The sequence below is a fragment of the Halomonas sp. A11-A genome, from assembly GCF_003182195.1.
In the GTDB taxonomy this organism is placed as follows: Bacteria; Pseudomonadota; Gammaproteobacteria; order Pseudomonadales; family Halomonadaceae; genus Halomonas; species Halomonas alkalicola.
The window spans coordinates 1-17,552 of the sequence record NZ_QGTM01000004.1 but is presented as its reverse complement, the minus strand read 5'-3'; the positions used below and the strand labels follow the sequence as shown (position 1 = coordinate 17,552).

General features: G+C 68.3%; 17 protein-coding genes. 9 read left to right on the top strand and 8 right to left on the bottom strand.

What is annotated here, in order from left to right; genetic code table 11:
* Nucleotides 1–22: 22 nt before the first annotated feature.
* The gene (locus tag DER72_RS04580; RefSeq protein ID WP_110068822.1) at nt 23–238 is read left to right on the top strand and encodes a hypothetical protein; all 216 of its coding nucleotides are present in this window, start codon (nt 23–25) and stop codon (nt 236–238) included.
* 152 nt (nt 239–390) lie between these two features.
* Nucleotides 391–1,398: a GlxA family transcriptional regulator gene (locus DER72_RS04575; protein WP_375153262.1), complete on the top strand. Its 1,008-nt coding sequence runs from the start codon at nt 391–393 to the stop codon at nt 1,396–1,398.
* A 3-nt stretch (nt 1,399–1,401) separates the two neighbouring features.
* Here the strand turns inward: DER72_RS04575 and DER72_RS04570 are convergent, their stop codons facing one another.
* The gene (locus DER72_RS04570; RefSeq protein WP_110068820.1) at nt 1,402–2,028 is read right to left on the bottom strand and encodes a class I SAM-dependent methyltransferase; all 627 of its coding nucleotides are present in this window, start codon (nt 2,026–2,028) and stop codon (nt 1,402–1,404) included.
* A 179-nt stretch (nt 2,029–2,207) separates the two neighbouring features.
* On the opposite strand from DER72_RS04570, the gene DER72_RS04565 reads away from it, so the two are divergent.
* Genes DER72_RS04565 through astB form a run of 5 tightly spaced genes read left to right on the top strand, consistent with a single transcriptional unit; the run spans nt 2,208 to nt 8,437 of the window.
* Nucleotides 2,208–3,422, top strand: coding sequence for an aspartate aminotransferase family protein (locus tag DER72_RS04565; protein WP_110068819.1), 1,215 nt, complete (start codon nt 2,208–2,210; stop codon nt 3,420–3,422).
* Between the two features lie 41 nt (nt 3,423–3,463).
* On the top strand, nt 3,464–4,552 hold the full coding sequence (locus DER72_RS04560; RefSeq protein WP_110068818.1) for an arginine N-succinyltransferase: 1,089 nt from the start codon (nt 3,464–3,466) through the stop codon (nt 4,550–4,552).
* Entirely contained in the window at nt 4,552–5,598 is a 1,047-nt protein-coding gene (astA, locus tag DER72_RS04555; RefSeq protein WP_110068817.1) for an arginine N-succinyltransferase, read from the top strand. The genes DER72_RS04560 and astA overlap by 1 nt, the downstream gene beginning before the upstream one ends.
* On the top strand, nt 5,598–7,067 hold the full coding sequence (gene astD, locus DER72_RS04550; protein ID WP_110068816.1) for a succinylglutamate-semialdehyde dehydrogenase: 1,470 nt from the start codon (nt 5,598–5,600) through the stop codon (nt 7,065–7,067). The genes astA and astD overlap by 1 nt, the downstream gene beginning before the upstream one ends.
* Entirely contained in the window at nt 7,064–8,437 is a 1,374-nt protein-coding gene (gene astB / locus DER72_RS04545) for an N-succinylarginine dihydrolase (protein ID WP_110068815.1), read from the top strand. The genes astD and astB overlap by 4 nt, the downstream gene beginning before the upstream one ends.
* Nucleotides 8,438–8,518: 81 nt before the next feature.
* Here astB and DER72_RS04540 read toward each other — a convergent pair whose 3' ends face one another.
* Both DER72_RS04540 and DER72_RS04535 read right to left on the bottom strand, forming a co-directional pair.
* Nucleotides 8,519–9,568, bottom strand: coding sequence for an SPFH domain-containing protein (locus tag DER72_RS04540; RefSeq protein ID WP_110068814.1), 1,050 nt, complete (start codon nt 9,566–9,568; stop codon nt 8,519–8,521).
* 6 nt (nt 9,569–9,574) lie between these two features.
* Complete coding sequence (locus DER72_RS04535; RefSeq protein WP_110068813.1) at nt 9,575–10,066, bottom strand: NfeD family protein; 492 nt, start codon at nt 10,064–10,066, stop codon at nt 9,575–9,577.
* A gap of 277 nt (nt 10,067–10,343) precedes the next feature.
* Here DER72_RS04535 and DER72_RS04530 point away from each other — a divergent pair, with 277 nt between their 5' ends.
* Nucleotides 10,344–10,838, top strand: a complete 495-nt coding sequence (locus DER72_RS04530) for a DUF305 domain-containing protein (protein ID WP_258306195.1) — start codon at nt 10,344–10,346, stop codon at nt 10,836–10,838.
* A gap of 163 nt (nt 10,839–11,001) precedes the next feature.
* Nucleotides 11,002–11,739 carry a trimeric intracellular cation channel family protein gene (locus DER72_RS04525; RefSeq protein ID WP_110068812.1) on the top strand — a complete coding sequence of 246 codons (738 nt, stop codon included), beginning with the start codon at nt 11,002–11,004 and terminating at the stop codon, nt 11,737–11,739.
* 34 nt (nt 11,740–11,773) lie between these two features.
* On the opposite strand, the gene DER72_RS04520 is transcribed toward DER72_RS04525, so the two are convergent.
* From DER72_RS04520 to DER72_RS04505, 5 genes are all read right to left on the bottom strand, one after another.
* Nucleotides 11,774–12,583: a PEP-CTERM/exosortase system-associated acyltransferase gene (locus tag DER72_RS04520; protein WP_110068811.1), complete on the bottom strand. Its 810-nt coding sequence runs from the start codon at nt 12,581–12,583 to the stop codon at nt 11,774–11,776.
* An 81-nt stretch (nt 12,584–12,664) separates the two neighbouring features.
* Nucleotides 12,665–15,487 carry an EAL domain-containing protein gene (locus tag DER72_RS04515; RefSeq protein WP_110068810.1) on the bottom strand — a complete coding sequence of 941 codons (2,823 nt, stop codon included), beginning with the start codon at nt 15,485–15,487 and terminating at the stop codon, nt 12,665–12,667.
* A 101-nt stretch (nt 15,488–15,588) separates the two neighbouring features.
* On the bottom strand, nt 15,589–15,831 hold the full coding sequence (locus DER72_RS16575) for a hypothetical protein (RefSeq protein WP_309064156.1): 243 nt from the start codon (nt 15,829–15,831) through the stop codon (nt 15,589–15,591).
* Nucleotides 15,832–15,903: 72 nt separating this feature from the next.
* A complete protein-coding gene (locus DER72_RS04510) occupies nt 15,904–16,722 on the bottom strand; it encodes a hypothetical protein (protein ID WP_309064155.1) in 819 nt (272 codons plus the stop codon).
* The gene (locus DER72_RS04505; protein ID WP_375153260.1) at nt 16,691–17,122 is read right to left on the bottom strand and encodes a hypothetical protein; all 432 of its coding nucleotides are present in this window, start codon (nt 17,120–17,122) and stop codon (nt 16,691–16,693) included. Before DER72_RS04505 ends, DER72_RS04510 begins: the two co-directional genes overlap by 32 nt.
* Nucleotides 17,123–17,552 lie beyond the last annotated feature (430 nt).

Here is a 17,552-nt window from a genome sequence, read left to right as displayed (position 1 = left end):
CTTATCGACCCTGGAGGATCTCATGGACACCAGAGAGAGCAAGACACCGGAAGAGGAACTCGAGCATCTCAAGGAGGTACTGGAACCCGAGGACTTCGACGACCCCGAGCCGGATGCCAAGCAGCCCGAGGCCAAGAAGCCGCCGCCCAAGACGATGCAGCGCCTGCTGCCCATCATCATCGTGGTGCTGGGCCTGCTGGTGGCGGCCATGCTGATCTACAGCGGCAGCGCCCAGTAGCCCCTCTTCGTCTCGACACTCCCTGCCGGCCGGGCCTTAGCGCCCGGCCTTCTGCTTGGGTAAGATGAGGGCCCCCTTTCCTGCCGGCCCCGCCCATGCACGAGCCCTCGCCACCCCCGCCTGCGTCGTCGCCCTCCCGGCGAGTCGGCGTGCTGGTGCTGCCCGGCTTCTCGCTGCTGGCCCAGGCCTGTGCCACCGAACCGCTGACGGTGGCCGGCCAGCTCGCCGGCGCGCCCCTCTATCGCCTCGTCACTCTGGGGGCGGCGGTGCAGCCGGTCGCCAGCGCCTCCGGCCAGCGGCTGCTGGCCGAGCTGAGTCTGGCTCAACCCGGTCTGTCTGAGCCTGGTCTGTCTGAGCCTGGTCTGGCTCAACCCGGTCTGGCTCAACCTGGTCTGGCTGAGTCTGGTCCTGCTGAACCTGGCCTAGCCCCGGCCGCCGCCGACCTGGACATGCTGCTGGTGTGCGCCCCCGGTGCCCAGGCGGCCGACGAGGCCCTGCGGCGGCGGCTGGTCGAGCTGGCGATACCGGGACGGCTGATCGCGGGGATCGGCGGAGGGGCGGAGCTGCTGGCCCGCGCCGGGCTGCTGGACGGCTACCGGGCCACGGTGCCCTGGCAGCACCTCGAGGCGGTACGTCGCGCCCATCCGCGCATCCGGCTCTCCCGGCAGCCGTTCGAGATCGACCGCGAGCGCCTGACCTGCGGCGGCGGCACCGCGGCCCTGGACATGATGATGACCCTCATCGGGCGCCAGCACGGCAGCCAGCTCGCCGAGCGGGTTTCGGCCCACTTCGTGCTGGAGCGGGTGCGCATGGGCGAGGAGCCGTCCGGCCAGCCCTCGGGCGGCGTCCCCGAGAGCCTGGCGGAGGCGCTGGCGCTGATGGAGGCCAACGTGGAGGAGCCTTTGACCACCGCCGAGCTGGCCGAGCACCTGGGGATCTCGCGGCGCCAGCTGGAGCGGCTGTTCAAGAAGCACCTGCAGGCGGTGCCCAGCCGCTACTACCTGGACCTGCGCCTGCAGCGGGCGCGGCGGCTGTTGCGCGAGAGCGAGCACCCGGCGGGGGAGGTGGCGATGCTGACCGGCTTCTCCTCGGCGGCGCATTTCTCCACCGCCTACCGCAACCACTTCGGCCTGACCCCGCGGGAGGAGCGGCTGGGCTGAGCGTCAGCGAGGCCGTGTCGGGCGTGCCAGCAGGGCCCGAAACAGCGTGCCCATCATCACCGGGGTGTCCTGCTCGATGGTGAAGCCGGCGCCTTCCAGCAGCGGCCGGGCCTGGCGGGTGATGTCGGTGGCGATGGCGCTGGTCAGGGCGTTGAGGGCGCGCCGGGCGGCGCTCGCGGGGCGGTCGTCGGCCTGGAACTTGTCCATCACGCACAGCTGGCCGTCGTCCCGGAGCACCCGGCGCGCCTCGGCCAGCCCCTGTGCCGGGTCCGGCATCACCGCCACGATCAGGTGCATCACCACCACGTCGAAGTGCTCGTCGGGGAAGGAGAGCGCCTCGCCGTCCATCTCCGCGGCCTGGACGTCCATGCCCAGCGCCTCGGCGCGGCGGTCGGTGCGCCGCACCATGGCCGGACTGAGGTCGGTGGCGTGAATCTCCACATCCCGCGGCAGCCAGGGCAGGTCGAGCCCGGTGCCGGCGCCCACCAGCAGCACCCGCATCCCCGGCTGCCAGGTCACCTGGTCGAGCGACCGGTGTCGCGCCCGGCGAAAGGCGCGCTCGGCCACGGCGTCATAGAGCGGCGCGTAGAGGCTGTAGCGCAGGCGGTTCCAGGCGGTGGTATTGAACATGGGCGGATCCTTCGAGGCATCGACCTCAGCCTAGCCTTTTTCACAACTCCCTGTCCCATCGATGAAAGCATCCGGCAGGGCGACTCCCTATACTCGGTGGGGTATTCGCTACGACGTCACCTTTTTCGCCCAGCTTTCCGCAAAGCATTCCGCAAAGTACTTCGTAAAGGACAAGCGACATGACCCAGACCCCGACCCGCGCCGACTTCGACCGCTACATGGTGCCCAACTACGCCCCCCAGCAGGCGATCCCGGTACGCGGCGAGGGCAGCCGCCTGTGGGACCAGGCCGGGCGCGAGTACATCGATTTCGCCGGCGGCATCGCGGTCAACGGCCTGGGCCACTGCCATCCGGTGCTGGTGAAGGCCCTCACCGAGCAGGCCGGCAAGCTCTGGCATGTCTCCAACGTCTACACCAACGAGCCGGCCCTCAAGCTGGCCCGCAGCCTGGTGGAGCGCACCTTCGCCGACAAGGTGTTCCTCTGCTCCTCGGGCGCCGAGGCCAACGAGGCGGCCCTCAAGCTGGCCCGCCGCTGGGCCCATGACCACTTCGGCGAGCACAAGAACCGCATCGTCTCCTTCACCCAGTCGTTCCACGGCCGCACCTTCTTCACCGTCAGCGTGGGCGGCCAGCCCAAGTATGCCCAGGGCTTCGGCCCGGTGCCGGGAGGAATCGTCCACGGCGAGTACAACAACCTCGACAGCGTGCGCGACCTGATCGACGACGACACCTGCGCGGTAATGGTCGAGCCGATGCAGGGCGAGGGCGGCGTGCTGCCGGGCGACCCCGAGTTTCTGGCCGGCCTGCGGGCGCTGTGCGACGCCCATGACGCCCTGCTGATCTTCGACGAGGTGCAGACCGGCGTGGGCCGCAGCGGCACCCTCTACGCCTACCAGCAGCTCGGCGTGACCCCGGACATCCTGACCAGCGCCAAGTCGCTCGGCGGTGGCTTCCCGGTGGGCGCCATGCTCGCCAGCGACCGGGTGGCGTCGGCCTTCGCCTTCGGCACCCACGGCTCCACCTACGGCGGCAACCCGCTGGCCTCGGCGGTGGCCCTGGCGGCGGTGGAGTTCATCGACACCCCGGAGGTGCTGGAAGGCGTGAAGCGCCGCCATGCGCTGTTCCGCGAGCACCTCGAGGCGATCAACGACAGGCACGGGGTGTTCGGCGAGATCCGAGGCATGGGCCTGTTGATCGGCGCGGTGATGTCCGCCGACTACGAGGGGCGCGCCGCCGAGATCCTGCCGCTGGCGGTGGAGGAGGGGCTGATGGCCCTGGTCGCCGGGCCCAACGTGCTGCGCATGGCGCCCTCGCTGGTGATCCCCGAGGCGGACATCGCCGAGGGCATGGCGCGCCTGGAGCGCGCCATCGCTCGGCTCGTGGCCGGTCAGTGAGCCGGCCCGCCGGCCCCCTGTCATCCGAGGGAGACCCCGCCATGCTGGTCGTTCGCCCCGTTGTGCCCGCCGACCTGCCCGCCCTGGAGCGGCTGGCCGGCATGGCCGTGCCGCAGCTGACCAACCTGCCGGCCCATCGCGATCGCCTGGAGGAGCGCATCGCCCGCTCCCGCCAGGCCTTCACCGCCGAGGTGGCCTTCCCCGGCGATGAGCACTACACCTTCGTGCTCGAGGACCGGGAGCGCGGCGAGGCGGTGGGCACCGCTACCATCCGCGCCCAGGCCGGCGCCCGGGACGCCTACTATACCTACCGGCAGGAGACCCTGATCCACGCCTCCCAGCAGCTCAACGTGCGCCGAGAGGTGCAGACCCTGGCGCTCTCCCACGAGGTCTCCGAGGCGAGCCTGCTGTGTGCCTACTCGCTGGACCCCCGCTACCGGGGCACCAGCGCCGAGAGCCTGCTGCGCCGCGCGCGGCTGATGTTCATCGCCCAGTACCCGGAGCGCTTCGCCGGCCTCTTGGCCATGGCCTTCCCCGGCTTCCTGGACGGCGCCGGTGAGTCGCCGTTCTGGAACAGCGTGGGGCGCCACTTCTTCATGCGCGACTACCAGGAGATCAACACCCTGGCCGGCATCCGCTCCAAGAGCTTCATCGCCGAGGTGATGCCGCAGTTCCCGCTCTACCTGCCGCTGCTCACCCCCCAGGCGCGGGCCGCCATCGGCCGCGAGCATCCCGACCATGAGGGGGCGCTGGCCGAGATGCTCGCCGAGGGCTTCCTGCGTTCGCGTCACGTGGACATCTTCGATGCCGGGCCGGTGATCAAGGCCGAGCGCGAGCGGCTGCAGACCTTCCGCCGCGCCGCCTGGCACCCGGTGCGCATCCGCCCGGCCCACGCCCTGCCGGATGCGGAGCCGGCCATGGTGGCCAACCAGCGTCTCGGTGACTTCTGCTGCGTGGTGGCGCGCTATGCGCTGTCGCCCACCGGCCAGCTGATGCTCTCGCCGGAGCACGCCGAGCGCCTCGGCGTGGAGGAGGGGCGCGCGGTGCTGGCCGCGCCGCTCGCGCTGCCCGGCATGGGCGACGACGGCGCCGAGGAGCGCGACCCGGGCTACGACGAGGGAGAGCTGTGATGCGTATTCGACCGATCGCCGAGGGTGACCTGGACGAGCTGCAGGCGCTCTCCCGGGAGACCGGCGTGGGCTTCACCTCGCTGCCCGACAACCGCGAGTTCCTGGCCGCCAAGATCGCCGCCACGATCAACGCCTTCGAGGAGCGTGTGCCGCCGGACCAGCGCAACTACTTCTTCGTGCTGGAGGACGAGGCCACCGGCCACCTGGCCGGCTGCTGCGCCATCGAGGGCGAGGTGGGGCGCGAGGTGCCCTTCTACCACTACCGGGTAGGCACCCTGGCCCACTCCTCGGTGCAGCTCGACCTGCATCGCACCATCGACAGCCTCTTCCTGTGCTCCGACCACACCGGCGATGCCGAGGTGGCCTCGCTCTTCCTGCGCCCCGAGTACCGCGGCGGCGACCGCCGCCACCAGCGCAACGGCGCGCTGCTCTCCATGGTGCGCTGGCTGTTCATGGCGGAGTTCCGCGACCGCTTCCCCGCCAAGGTGCTGGCGGAGATGCGCGGGGTCTTCGACGAGCGGGGCAGGAGCCCCTTCTGGCACTGCCTGGGCAGCCACTTCTTCCCGCTGGACTTCGACGAGGCCGACCGGCTCACCGGGCTGGGCCAGAAGAGCTTCATCGGCGAGCTGATGCCCAAGTACCCGATCTATACCCCCTTCCTCTCCGAGGAGGCGCGGGCCTGTATCGGTCGGGTCCACGAGCAGACCCGCCCGGCCCTGGCCATGCTCAAGAAGGAGGGGCTGCGCTGGGAGGGCTACATCGACATCTTCGACGGTGGTCCCACCGTCGAGGCCTATATCGACGATGTGCGCGGTGTGCGCCTCTCCCGGCACTGTCGGGTCGAGATCGACCCGGCTCTGAGCGATGAGGGCGCGCGGCCGCGCTGGCTGGCCGCCACCACCGGGATGGCCGACTTCCGCGCCGCCTGGGTGGGGCGCGGTCCCGACGAGGCGGGCGTGCTCAGGCTCTCGCCCGGCGAGGCGGCGCGGCTCGAGGTGGATGCCGGCGCCACCCTGCGGATTCTGGATAGCGAGGAGGAAGGCTGATGAAGGCGAGACGAGAGCTGCTGGTGGGCGGTATCTGGCAGGCCGGGGAGGGCCGGACCTTCACCAAGCACGACCCGGTCTCCCGGGAGCGACTCTGGGAGGGGCGTGCCGCCAGCCCGGACCAGGTGGCGGCCGCCGTGGCGGCCGCCCGCACGGCCTTCCCCGGCTGGGCGCGGACGCCCTTCGCCGAGCGCCAGGCCCTGGTGGAGCGCTTCCGGGAGGTGCTGGAGCGCCATCGCGAGGACCTGGCCGCGGCCATCGCTCACGAGACCGGCAAGCCGCTGTGGGAGTCGCGCACCGAGGTGGGCGCCATGATCGGCAAGGTGGCGCTCTCCCTGCGCGCCTACCAGGAGCGTACCGGCGAGCGGGAGCGCGACCTGGGCGATGCCCGGGCGGTGCTGCGCCATCGTCCCCACGGGGTGATGGCTGTGTTCGGTCCCTACAACTTCCCCGGCCACCTGCCCAACGGCCATATGGTGCCGGCGCTGCTGGCGGGCAACTGCGTGGTCTTCAAGCCCAGCGAGCAGACCCCGCTGACCGCCGACCTCACCCTGCAGTGCTGGCTGGAGGCGGGGCTGCCCGCCGGCGTGATCAACCTGGTGCAGGGTGCCGTGGAGACCGGGCAAGCGCTTGCCGCCGATCCGGGCATAGATGGCCTGCTGTTCACCGGCAGCGCCGGGGTTGGCGGCATGCTGCACCGTCAGTTCGCCGGCCAGCTGGACAAGATCCTTGCTCTGGAGCTGGGCGGCAACAACCCGCTGGTGGTGAAGGACGTGCCCGACCAGGACGCCGCGGTGCTCACCATCCTGCAGTCGGCCTACCTCTCCGGCGGCCAGCGCTGCACCTGTGCCCGGCGGCTGATCGTGCCCGAGGGGCCGGTGGGTGACCACCTGCTCGACGCGCTCAGCGACGCCGTCTCGCGGCTGCGGGTGGCCGGCCCGTTCAGCGAGCCCGCCCCCTTCTACGGGGGCCTCGTCAGCGTGGCGGCGGCCGATGGACTGCTCGCCGCCCAGGCGTCGCTGGAGGAACTCGGCGCCACGGTGCTGGCGCGCATGGAGCGCCTGGAGGAGGACACCAGCCTCCTCTCGCCGGGGCTGATCGACGTCACCGGCCTCGAGGTGCCCGACGAGGAGCACTTCGGCCCGCTGCTCAAGGTGCAGCGCTACCGCGACTGGGACGAGGCGATCGCCCTGGCCAACGCCACTCGCTACGGCCTGGCCGCCGGCCTGATCGGCGGCGAGCGCGCCGACTGGGACGACTTCCTGCTGCGCATCCGCGCCGGCATCGTCAACTGGAACCGCCAGACCACCGGCGCCTCCGGCGATGCCCCCTTCGGCGGGGTAGGGGAGAGCGGCAACCATCGCCCCAGTGCCTTCTATGCGGCCGACTACTGCGCCTATCCGGTGGCCTCCGTGGAGAGCGAGGACCTGCACCTGCCCGATCAGCTGCCGCCGGGGGTGAGCCTGTGAGCGACCAGCAGAGACCGGATCGCGACTACCGCGAGGTCAACTTCGACGGCCTGGTGGGGCCGACCCACAACTACGCGGGCCTGGCGCTGGGCAATGTCGCCTCGATGAGCCACGGCGGCCTGGTGGCCAACCCCCGGGAGGCCGCCCTCCAGGGGCTGGCCAAGATGAAAGCGCTGATGGACGCCGGCTATCTCCAGGGGGTGCTGCCGCCCCAGCAGCGCCCCGACCTCGGCGCCTTGCGGGCGCTGGGCTTCACCGGCAGCGACGAGCGGGTGCTGGCCCGGGCCGCCGGCGATGCCCCGCAGATCCTGCGGGCGGTCTGCTCCGCCTCGAGCATGTGGACCGCCAATGCCGCCACGGTGACGCCCAGCCCGGACGCGCCGGATGGCCGGGTGCACTTCACCCCGGCCAACCTGCAGTCGAGCTTCCATCGCTTCCTGGAGCCAGCCACCACCGGCCGGGTGCTGGCGGCGATCTTCCGCGACGAGGCCCGCTTCGCCCACCACCCGGCGCTGCCGGCGACGCCGGCCTTCTCCGACGAGGGAGCGGCGAACCATACGCGCCTGGCCGGCGGCCACGGTGAGGCCGGCGTGCACCTCTTCGTCTACGGCCGCGAGGCCTTCGGCTGGGGCAGCGAGACCCTGCCGGCCCCGAAGCGCTTCCCTGCGCGCCAGACCCTGGAGGCGAGCCAGGCGGTGGCCCGCCAGCACGGCCTGGCCGAGTCGCAGACGGTCTTCGCCCAGCAGCATCCCGAGGCTATCGACGCCGGGGTCTTCCACAACGACGTCATCGCGGTGGGCAACGGCCCGGTGCTGCTCTATCACGAGATGGCCTTCCTCGACGAGGCGGGCACTCTCGAGGCGCTGCGCGAGCGCATGAGCACGCCGCTGATCCCGGTGCGCATCCCCCTCGAGGCGGTGAGCCTCGAGGATGCCATCGGGTCGTACCTCTTCAACTCCCAGCTGCTCTCCAACCCCGACGGCTCCATGACCCTGGTGGTGCCCGGGGAGTGCCAGGAGAACGAGAGCGTGTGGCGTACGGTCCAGGACCACCTGCTGGCCGGGGCTAACCCCATCGGCGAGGTGGTGGTGAAGGACGTCAAGCAGAGCATGCGCAACGGCGGCGGGCCCGCCTGCCTGCGCCTGCGGGTGGTGCTCGGCGCCGAGGAGCGCGGGGCGCTGGCCGGCCGGGTGCTGCTCGACGACGCCCTGCACGGCGAGCTTACCGCCTGGGTCGAGCGCCACTACCGCGATCGTCTCGCCCCCGAGGATCTCGCCGACCCGGCCCTGGCCCGGGAGACCCTCGTCGCCCTGGACGAACTGAGCGGTATCCTCGAGATCGGCAGCGTCTACCCCTTCCAGCTGGGGTGAGGGCCGCCGGCCCCCACGACATCGGCCCGCCAGATGGCGGGCCGATGTCGTCATGGGTGAGGGGGTGATGAAGAGAGGTGCTCAGCCGCCGCTGGCCGCTCCGCCCACCACGCCGCCGCGCAGGCCGCTGCGGTTGCCGCTGGCCTGAAGGTGGCTGGCCACGGCGTCCTCCGGGGAGCCGGCCATCTCGCGGAACATGCCCATGGAGCCGAGCAGCGCCGAGGACTCGTAGGGCACGAAGACGCGCTCACCCTCCTTGGCCATGGTCGGCAGCGCCTTGATGTAGCTCTGGCCGAGCAGGTAGCCCACCACGGTGCGCTTGTTCTCCTCGCTGTCGCCGATGGCGCCCAGCACCAGCTTGATCGACTCCTGCTCGCCCTGGGCGCGCAGGATGGCGGACTCCTTGTCGCCCTGGGCGTTGAGAATCGCCGACTCGCGCTGGCCCTGGGCCATGGCGATGGCGGCCGCCTTCTCGCCCTCGGCCTCGGTGACGGTGGCCCGGCGCTTGCGCTCGGCGGCCATCTGCAGGCGCATGGCGGACTCCACCTCCTCGGGCATGGCGATGTCCTGCACCTCGACCCGGGAGATCTTCACCCCCCACTTGGAGGCGGCCTCCTCCATGGCGGCCTGGATCTCGTTGTTGACCTCGGCGCGGGACTCGAACAGCTTGTCGAGCTCCATCTTGCCGACTACCGAGCGCAGGGTGGTCTTGGCCAGCACCTCCACCGCCTGGCTCATGTTCTCCACCTCATAGACGGCGCGCTTCGGGTCGATGATCTGGTAGTAGAGGGCGCCGTTGATATTCACCGTGACGTTGTCGGTGGTCACCACCGGCTGGCCGGGGAAGTCCATCACCGTCTCGCGGCGGTCGATGCGCGCCTCGTTGCTGGTGACGGCGTGGTACTCCTCGCCCATCTTGCGATAGCGGATCATGGTGATGGCGCGGGGTTGGTCGATGAAAGGCACGATGATGTTGATGCCGCTCTCCAGCACCCGGTTGAACGACCCCAGGCGCTCGATCACCATCACCTCCGACTGGCGCACGATCACCAGCCCCTTGGCGATGATCAGGATGCCGATGACGACGACGATCAGGGCGATGATCAGCCCCGGGCTGACGGGAAGATCCATTGGGTATTACTCCTTGTCGTGGGTGGCGCCGGAGACCGGCGCTGGAGAGGCCAGCGTCACGATGGCGGTGGTGCCATCGAAGGCCTGGAAGATGACCCGAGTGCCGGGAGGCAGGTCGGTCTTGCCGCTCTCCTCGTCGGCGGCGACCCGCAGGCGATAGAAGTCGCCGTTGATCTTGATGCCGCTGGCGCCGTCGAAGTCGCGCTTGAGGGTGGTATAGGTGTGGCCCTTCTCCACCCCGGTACCGGTGGTGCCGTAGGCCACGCCGCGGGGCGAGAACCGGGGGCGGATCACCCAGATGGCAAGTGGCACCAGGAGACCGGAGAAGAGGCCCATGCCCAGCAGCTGCCAGGGAAGCGGCAGCCCCAGGGCAGCGAGGCCGGCGGTCAGGGCGGCGGCGATGCCGAGCGCCAGCAGCACCAGCCCGCCGGTGGTGAGCTCGGCAAGGCCCAGCAGCAGGGCGACGATCAGCCAGATGACGGCGGGGTTCCAGTCCATGGGGCGTTCCAGTGGCTCGGGAGTGGGAGACCGGACCGCAGTGGCCCAGAGACGCGGCGGGCGACGAGGGGGGATCTGGACGCATGCCGCCAGGCCGCTCCCCCAGGGTACTCGGTTGAGGCCCCGTGGGCCATGCCCGCCGGGGGAAGGCCTGTGGAACCCCGGCGGCGGTCAGGGTTCCAACGGACGCGGCCATCCCCCTTGACCTTTGGGCGGCCCACAGGTTCTAGAGTGTGAATGTCACCGACCAAGCGAACCCTCTGCAAGGAGCCCCACCATGACCCATCGACAGACGCGCCAGCCGAACCGCAAGGAGGAGATCCACGCCATTGCCGAGACGCGCCCCCGAATCGCGCCCGGCTGGTGGTTCGCCGCCTTCGGGGCTGTGGCCCTGGCCGGTGCTGCCCTGCTGGCGCAGCCGGCGATGGCGGGTAGCCACGGCCACGGCGACCATGCCCACGGTGACCACGCCCATGGCGAGGCGCACCGTGATGACGAGCATGCCGACAACCCAGCGGTGCAGGCCTACCGGGAAGCCAATGACCGCATGCACGAGGGCATGATGGTCGGCTTCACCGGCGATGCCGATGTGGACTTCGCCCGCGGCATGATCCCTCACCACCAGGGGGCCATCGACATGGCCAACATCGTGCTGGAGCACGGCGAGGATGAGGAACTCCGCGAGCTGGCCCAGGAGATCATCGCCGCCCAGGAGGAGGAGATCGCCTTCCTGCGCGACTGGCTCGAGTCCCACGGCCACAGCGTCGACTGACCTCCCTCGTCAGCTGATGCTACGCTTCGCAGGCGGCCCACGGGCCGCCTGCTCGCGTTAGCGCCGCCGTCGACGCTTGCGCCTGACCGAGAAGGCCTCGATGGGTGAAAATTGGGCTATGCTGTCGCCCATTTGCTATTGATTCGTCGGGAGGCAAGCAACGGTGAGCGGTCTGATCTACTGGCTGGACATGGCGGGGGTGATCGTCTTTGCGCTGTCGGGCGTGATCCTGGCCTGTCGCTCCCGCATGGACCCCTTCGGCATGCTGGTGCTGGCGGCGGTGACGGGCATCGGCGGCGGCACCCTGCGCGACTTGGTGCTGGGCGTGCGGCCGGTCTTCTGGGTCACCGACCCCACCTACCTGTGGGTCATCATGGCCACCGTGGGGCTCTCGATCCTCTGCTTTCACTATATCCATCGGCTCAACCGGGGCTTCCTGCCGGTGGCCGATGCCTTCGGGCTGGCGCTGTTCACGGTCATCGGCACCCACAAGGCGCTTCTGCTCGAGGCGCCGGGGGTGGTCGCGGTGCTGATGGGAATGCTGACCGGCGTAGCAGGGGGCATGGTGCGTGATGTGCTGGCGCGGCGGGTGCCCATGGTGCTGCGTCAGGAGGTCTACGCCACGGCGGCCATCGCAGGCGGCATCACCTACGTGGTGCTGGACGCCCTCTCCGCACCGGGCACCCTGACCATTGCCCTGGCGCTGCTGGTGACCCTGGGCTTGCGCCTCGCCGCCATCTACTGGCAGCTGGCGCTGCCCACCTTCGCCTGGGTGACCATTACGCCTCCGCCGCCATCCGGCGAGGAGACCGGTGAAGGTGCGGCGCCACCCGCCGTGCCGCGCCCCAAGGTGCGGGTCAGGATGATCCGGCCGGAGCAGTCGAGGCGCCGGACCAGATAGTCACGCGCCACCTACCATCGAGAGGAAAAAGTCATCAGGTCATTTCCGGTTGCACAATGGCTGTTTTGAAGGCATTCGTGACATCAAGCTGTGGAGAAAGCTCTTTCTGGATGGCTGCATACAGTTGAGTCAGATCCTGGTGGACCTGCTGCTCTGCTACTTGATGATCGATGTAGAAGGCGTTTCTCTTGCCATGGTAAAAAATGTCGCCGCTAACTTTCGAGAAGTGAAAGCCTGAGTAAGAAAGGAGTCGTGGGAGCTTGGGCTCCATCATGGCAAATACATGCCGCTTTCCGGTAAGGCCGACGAGGGTGTAGGTGCAGAGGAACAATCCTATCAAGATGATGGGAAAGACTTTTCTCTCTTCCAGGGTGAAGATGTTACTGGTTTGAGACGTATCATCCTTGGGCCTTTCTCGAAAAGGCTTGGCAATTGCGAGTCGTGATACTTCGCAGATTTGATTGCGAGGCAGGATGTCTGGGCGAAACGTGTCATGGTTCAGAATGCCGTCGCCGTGGGCCTCGATTGGCAGCAATTCACCATGATTGCTATCGATTTCGCTAGGAGCTATCAGACGAAGGCAGCCAGCGATCAGTCCCGTTCTTTTGTGCCTGATAAAACAGTGGATCGCTCTGCTGTCATGCTCATCACGTTCCAGGCTATGGCTTTCATCCTCTTCCATGTCATAGCCGATTTCCTTGATGAAGACGTCATGTCTCAGTGCGAAAACGTCCTGGAGCTGCCTTGGGTTTTTTGCAATCGTAAATGAGAACTCTTCCCCAAACCTGTGAAGGAGGTCTTTCCTTTCCAACGTTTCTGGTTCGACCTTTGGGATGGCTTTCATGGGATAAGAATCCTGTGCGGAAGAGCGGAGCTCTGAGAGCGTTCGCCGGTTTAAGTGCTTATTTGTGTTGAAATGGCTCTTTCATCGAGTGTCACTGATAATGCTCTCGATGGGTTCTGGCATGCCCAGTAAATAACCCTGCCCATAAGCTATCCCATAGTCTTGCAGTATGGGTAGCAGGGCCTCCTGGTTTACAAATTCAGCAATGGCCTGCTTGCCGAACCCGGCTGCAATATCGGCAATGGCCTTGACGATCACGCGGCTGTCGGCATTCACCGCCAGGTTGCGGATAAAACTGCCGTCGATCTTGATGTAGTCCACCGGAAGCTGGCCCAGGTAGTGGAAGCTGCTGAAGCCCACGCCGAAGTCATCCAGGGCCGTGCGGCAGCCGAGGTCCCGGATGCCCTGCAGTACCCCTCGGGCCGTGGAGAAGTCGGTCACGGCGGCGGTCTCGGTGACCTCAAGGATCAGGTACTCGGGATCGGCGCCGCTGGCAGCAATCTCATCGGCCAGGTACTGGTTCAGCCCATCGTCATGCAGGGACTGCCCGGAGAGGTTCACCGCCAGGCTTACCCCCTGCTCCTGTACCCGGCTCAGGGCGCGAAGGCTGTGACGCAGCACCCAGCGGTCCAGGGCGATGATCTGCCCACTGCGCTCGGCTACCGGGATAAAGGTCGCCGGCGAGATCAGGCCGCCCTGGTCGTCGCGCATGCGCAGCAGCACCTCGTAGTGGCGCACGTCGCGATCCTCCAGGCGCACGATGGGCTGAACCATCAGCTCGAAGGCATCCTCCTCCAGGGCGCGGTGAACGCGCTCCTCCCAGTAGACCCTCTCCTGCAACTCCTCTCGTGCGCCCTGCGCCGTGGCCAGCAGGTGCCAGCGCTGGGTGCCCGAGGCCTTGGCCTTGTACATGGCCATGTCGGCGCTGGCCATCAGGTCGATGGGGTTGTCGGCATGTTCCGGGAAGAGCGCGATGCCGGTGCTGGCCGAGACCCTATGGCGCCTCTCTGCGACGGCGAACCCGGTGCCCTCGAGAATCTGACTGATCTGCTGGGCGATGCGCACGGCGAGATCGGCATCCGCTTCCCTGAGCAGCAGGGCGAACTCGTCGCCCCCCAGCCGGGCGATGACGCCCCGGTGGCCTAGCTCCTCGGTGAGCACGCGAGCCACCTTGCGCAGCAGCTGGTCACCTGCCTGATGGCCGCAGAGCTCGTTGACATCCTTGAACTGGTCCAGGTCCATCAGCAGCATTGCCCCGCTCAGCCCATGCTTGATCGCTGCGCCCAGAGCCTCCTGGAAATAGCGGCGGTTATAGAGGCCGGTCAGGGGGTCGCGTTCGGCCAGCCAGGTCAGGCGTGCCTCGGCGGCCTTGCGCTCGGTGATATCCAGGCCGACCGAGATCCTCCCGGGCGCGGCCTCGTTACTCCCGGGGAGCGGGGCGTGGTACCAGGCGATGGTGTGCTGCTGGCCATCGGCGGTGACCAGCAGGCGCTCCTCCAGGTGCGGGGCGGCAAGGGGCGGGCCGGCGGGCGGCTGGCCCGGCGCGAAGACATCCTCGAACAGGCGATTCAGCAGTGTCTCCTCTTCGCTGCCCATGACCGTCAGCGCATAGTCGTTGACCAGGCCGATGCGGCCGCTGGCGTCCTGGGTCACGATGAAGACCCGGGCGGTATCCAGCAGGCTGCCGATGAAATCGCGCTCCCTGGCCAGCTCCTCGACCCGCTCGGCGAGCTGCTCGCCTCGGGCCGAGACCTCCCGTTCCAGGGTCTCGAGCTGGTCGGCCAGTGCCAGGGTGGTGCCCTGCAGCACGTCGATCTCGTCGGCGAGGATGCGCCGGGGGCGTGGAATGGCGGCCCTGGCCTCGGCGAAGCCCCCGCGGGCCAGGGTGGGCAGCACGCTGGCGATCCGCCGCAGCCGGGCCATGGGGCTGAGCAGGATGGCGAGCAGCAGCAGTTCGGCCACCAGCCAGCCGAAAATCCCCACGGCGACCAACACCCGGGTGTCATGGGCGATGGCCTTGATCTGGGGGGTGATGTCCGAGGCGAGCAGGAAGTAGCCGACGCTGCGGCGGTCCTCGTCCTCGTCCATGCGCACCGCGCTGAGCTCGATGGTCTGGCCCGAGTACTCCAGGCGCAGGGGCCGGCGCTCCAGATCGCGCACAGAGACCTGTGGGGCGGCGCTGTGCAGGATAGGCAGGTAGGCCTCCTGTCGCGTCATGGCGATGAGCTGCCCCCGCCAGGCGGGAATGGCCCGCTCCTCTGGCAGTTCCGGATCGGCCGGGCTTCCCACTACCAGCAGGGCCACGTCGCTCTCGGAGACCTGCTGAGCCTGACGAGTGACGTCGGCCAGGGAGCGAGAGAGGATCACAGCACCGGCGCTTTCCCCCTCGACCAGCACCGGTACGGCCGCATACTGCCGGCAGTCGCTGGTGCAGCGCAGGGCGGAGTGGGGCATCTCGTCGCGCAGCACGCGGCGTACCCACTCCTGGACGGGCCGCTCGTTGTGCAACTGTCCCTCGCCCCAGGCGGCCTGCTGGTTCGCGTCGATGTCGAAGACGAGGATCTCGTCGATCCCTGCCTCCAGCTGCAGCGTGGGCCACTGGGTCTCCAGCGAGTCGACCAGCAGCGACGGCTGGCCGGCCTGGAGCGCCTCACCCAGCCCCTGGCCCGAGGCCACCAGCGAGGCCAGCTGGCGCAACCCTTCCTCGGAGCGCTCCAGGGCCAGGCGGATCTCGCGGACCTGGCGCTCACCGTGCTCGGCGCGGCTGGTCTCGAACTGGCGAGTCAGGTTGGTATGCACCAGCCAAGCGAACAGCGCCACCAGCAGCACCAGAAGCAGGCTGCTCAGGGCGATCACTCGCCAGGTGAGGCTGAGGCGGCAGGGCCGGCGGTCGATAGAGGACATGGGAGGCCTCGGGCCGGTCAGAAGCGCAGCGAGAGCTGGAACAGCAACATGTTCCAGCGGCGGCTGGTCTCGGCCGGGTCCGGATTATCCTGCACGGGCAGCTATCCGGTGCCATCGATATGGTGGTACTCGGCAGCGAGCAGGACGCGCGGATTGACGGTCCACTGAAGGCCCAGGGTGTAGTCCTCCGCGAACTGGCTATGGGCGGGGCCGGCGCCGCTAGCCTCATAGGCAGAGCCTGAGCGATCGTCGCGGTTGTTGATCAGGCTGTCGTAGCGAACCAGCCACTGCCAGTTCTCGTGGAAGCGCCGGGTGTACTGGACGTACCAGCTTTCACCGGTCACGTCGAAGTTGAAGGCCGGGTTGTTGAAGTTTTTGAGGCCGGAGTTGCGCCAGGCGTATTCCGCCGTCAGGCTTCACCGCTCCTCGTTGTACTGCAGTGACAAGACCCAGGGTCTGAAATAGAAGTCGCCGTCGCTCAGTCCGGGCACCGACGAGTCGAAGCTGGCGTTGGCATCCGCCCTGCTGATAGCGGCGATAATGCGTCCGCCATCGTGCTCATAGCGAATCTGACCGATTGCCGAGCGTTGAGGATCAAGCGAACCGGGGACTGTGTCCAGGCGAAGGGTGCCTCTCAGGTCATCGCCTGCCTGCGGTACACCGTAGCTCAATTGGCCCCTCAAGGTGCCAGAAGGGATGCGCTCCTCCATGTAGAAGGCGACACCATCCCCGGACAGGGCCAGCGATCGGGTTCTGTCGAAGTAGATGGACTGGGGCAGCAGGATGCCGGGGCGGGTAAAGGCCACATCCCGGGTCTGGTTATAGAACCCGAAGGGGTTCTTGAAGCGGCCAACTTGAGCGCCCAGGGTGCGCCGCTGGTTGGAGACCATCTGGTAGTCGACGACGCCATAGTCCAGCACCGGCTTGGCGTCGCTGCCATCCCCGCCGGCGCGCCGGCTGAGCACCTGGGCGGCGATCAGCACGTCCTGATGGGGGCGGAAGGAGGCGTTGGCGCCGATCTCGGTGTACTTCAGGCTGCCGCCTCCGCTGCTGCTCGGGCCGAAGAAGTCATTGCGATCGGTGATCACCAGCGCCTGGCTGAGGAAACCGTGCAGCTGCAGGGTATCCAGCATGCTGCTGTCTGCCGCAGCCGGAGCGTTGCCGCCCAGCAGCAGGGCGGCCAGCGCCAGTCGGGCACGGCGCTCACTCCACCGAAATGACTTGGACACGATCATCCAGATACTCCCTTTCCAGATAGCCCAGGGCGCCGGGGGTGTTGGCGATGCGGTCGAGCATCTCGGCCTGGGAGAAGACTCGCGTGGGGGCCTGCCCGGTGCCGGAAAACACCATGCGGTCCCAGGCCAGCTGAAGCTGGTGCGGATAGACGGCCAGGCGCTCCTTCACGAAGCGCCCGTGTACAGGATCATCGTTGCTGAGTACATGGACCCTCACCGCCTGGCCATCCGGCCAGGTGCGTTGCCGCATGGCGAAGATGGCGCGGGTGGTATCGCGGGTCAGGTGGACGGTCCGCACATCCGGGTGGGCCACCAGGACCGGGCTCTCGTCGGCAGCTGCCAGGGAGGGCCAGCACAGCGCGAGCAGGGCCGCCAGCAGGCCATGCCTCAGCCACGCCACCGGAAGGCCCCTTGACGGCTGGACAGGCGCTCTGACGCCACCGCTGGAGGTGACAGGATGGAGATAAGCATCTGCGTATCGGTTCCCCGTGAATGATTCGCTGCAGCCTCGGGCTTCGTCTTGCGCGTCGCTCCGGGCGAGGACCTTCTCTCCTGCATACGATGTGGCCATCTGGTTATGGTGTCGGCAGCCGCCGCCCCTTGCCCCGGCGACTGTGCTGATGCGGCCATCTTTGGATACGCTACATCATTGGAAGGCAATGTAAAGCGAGGATCTCAACGCGTAACGAATTCCGGCGGCAATCGCCGCCGGAGAGTGGGTGAAGTCACCAGGAATCGATCAGTTGAAAACGGTAAAGCTGTGGGCGTTGAGCCAGAGGTGGGTGGCCACGCTGGCGGCGTAGCCGACGGCGATGACCGGCGCCCAGCGC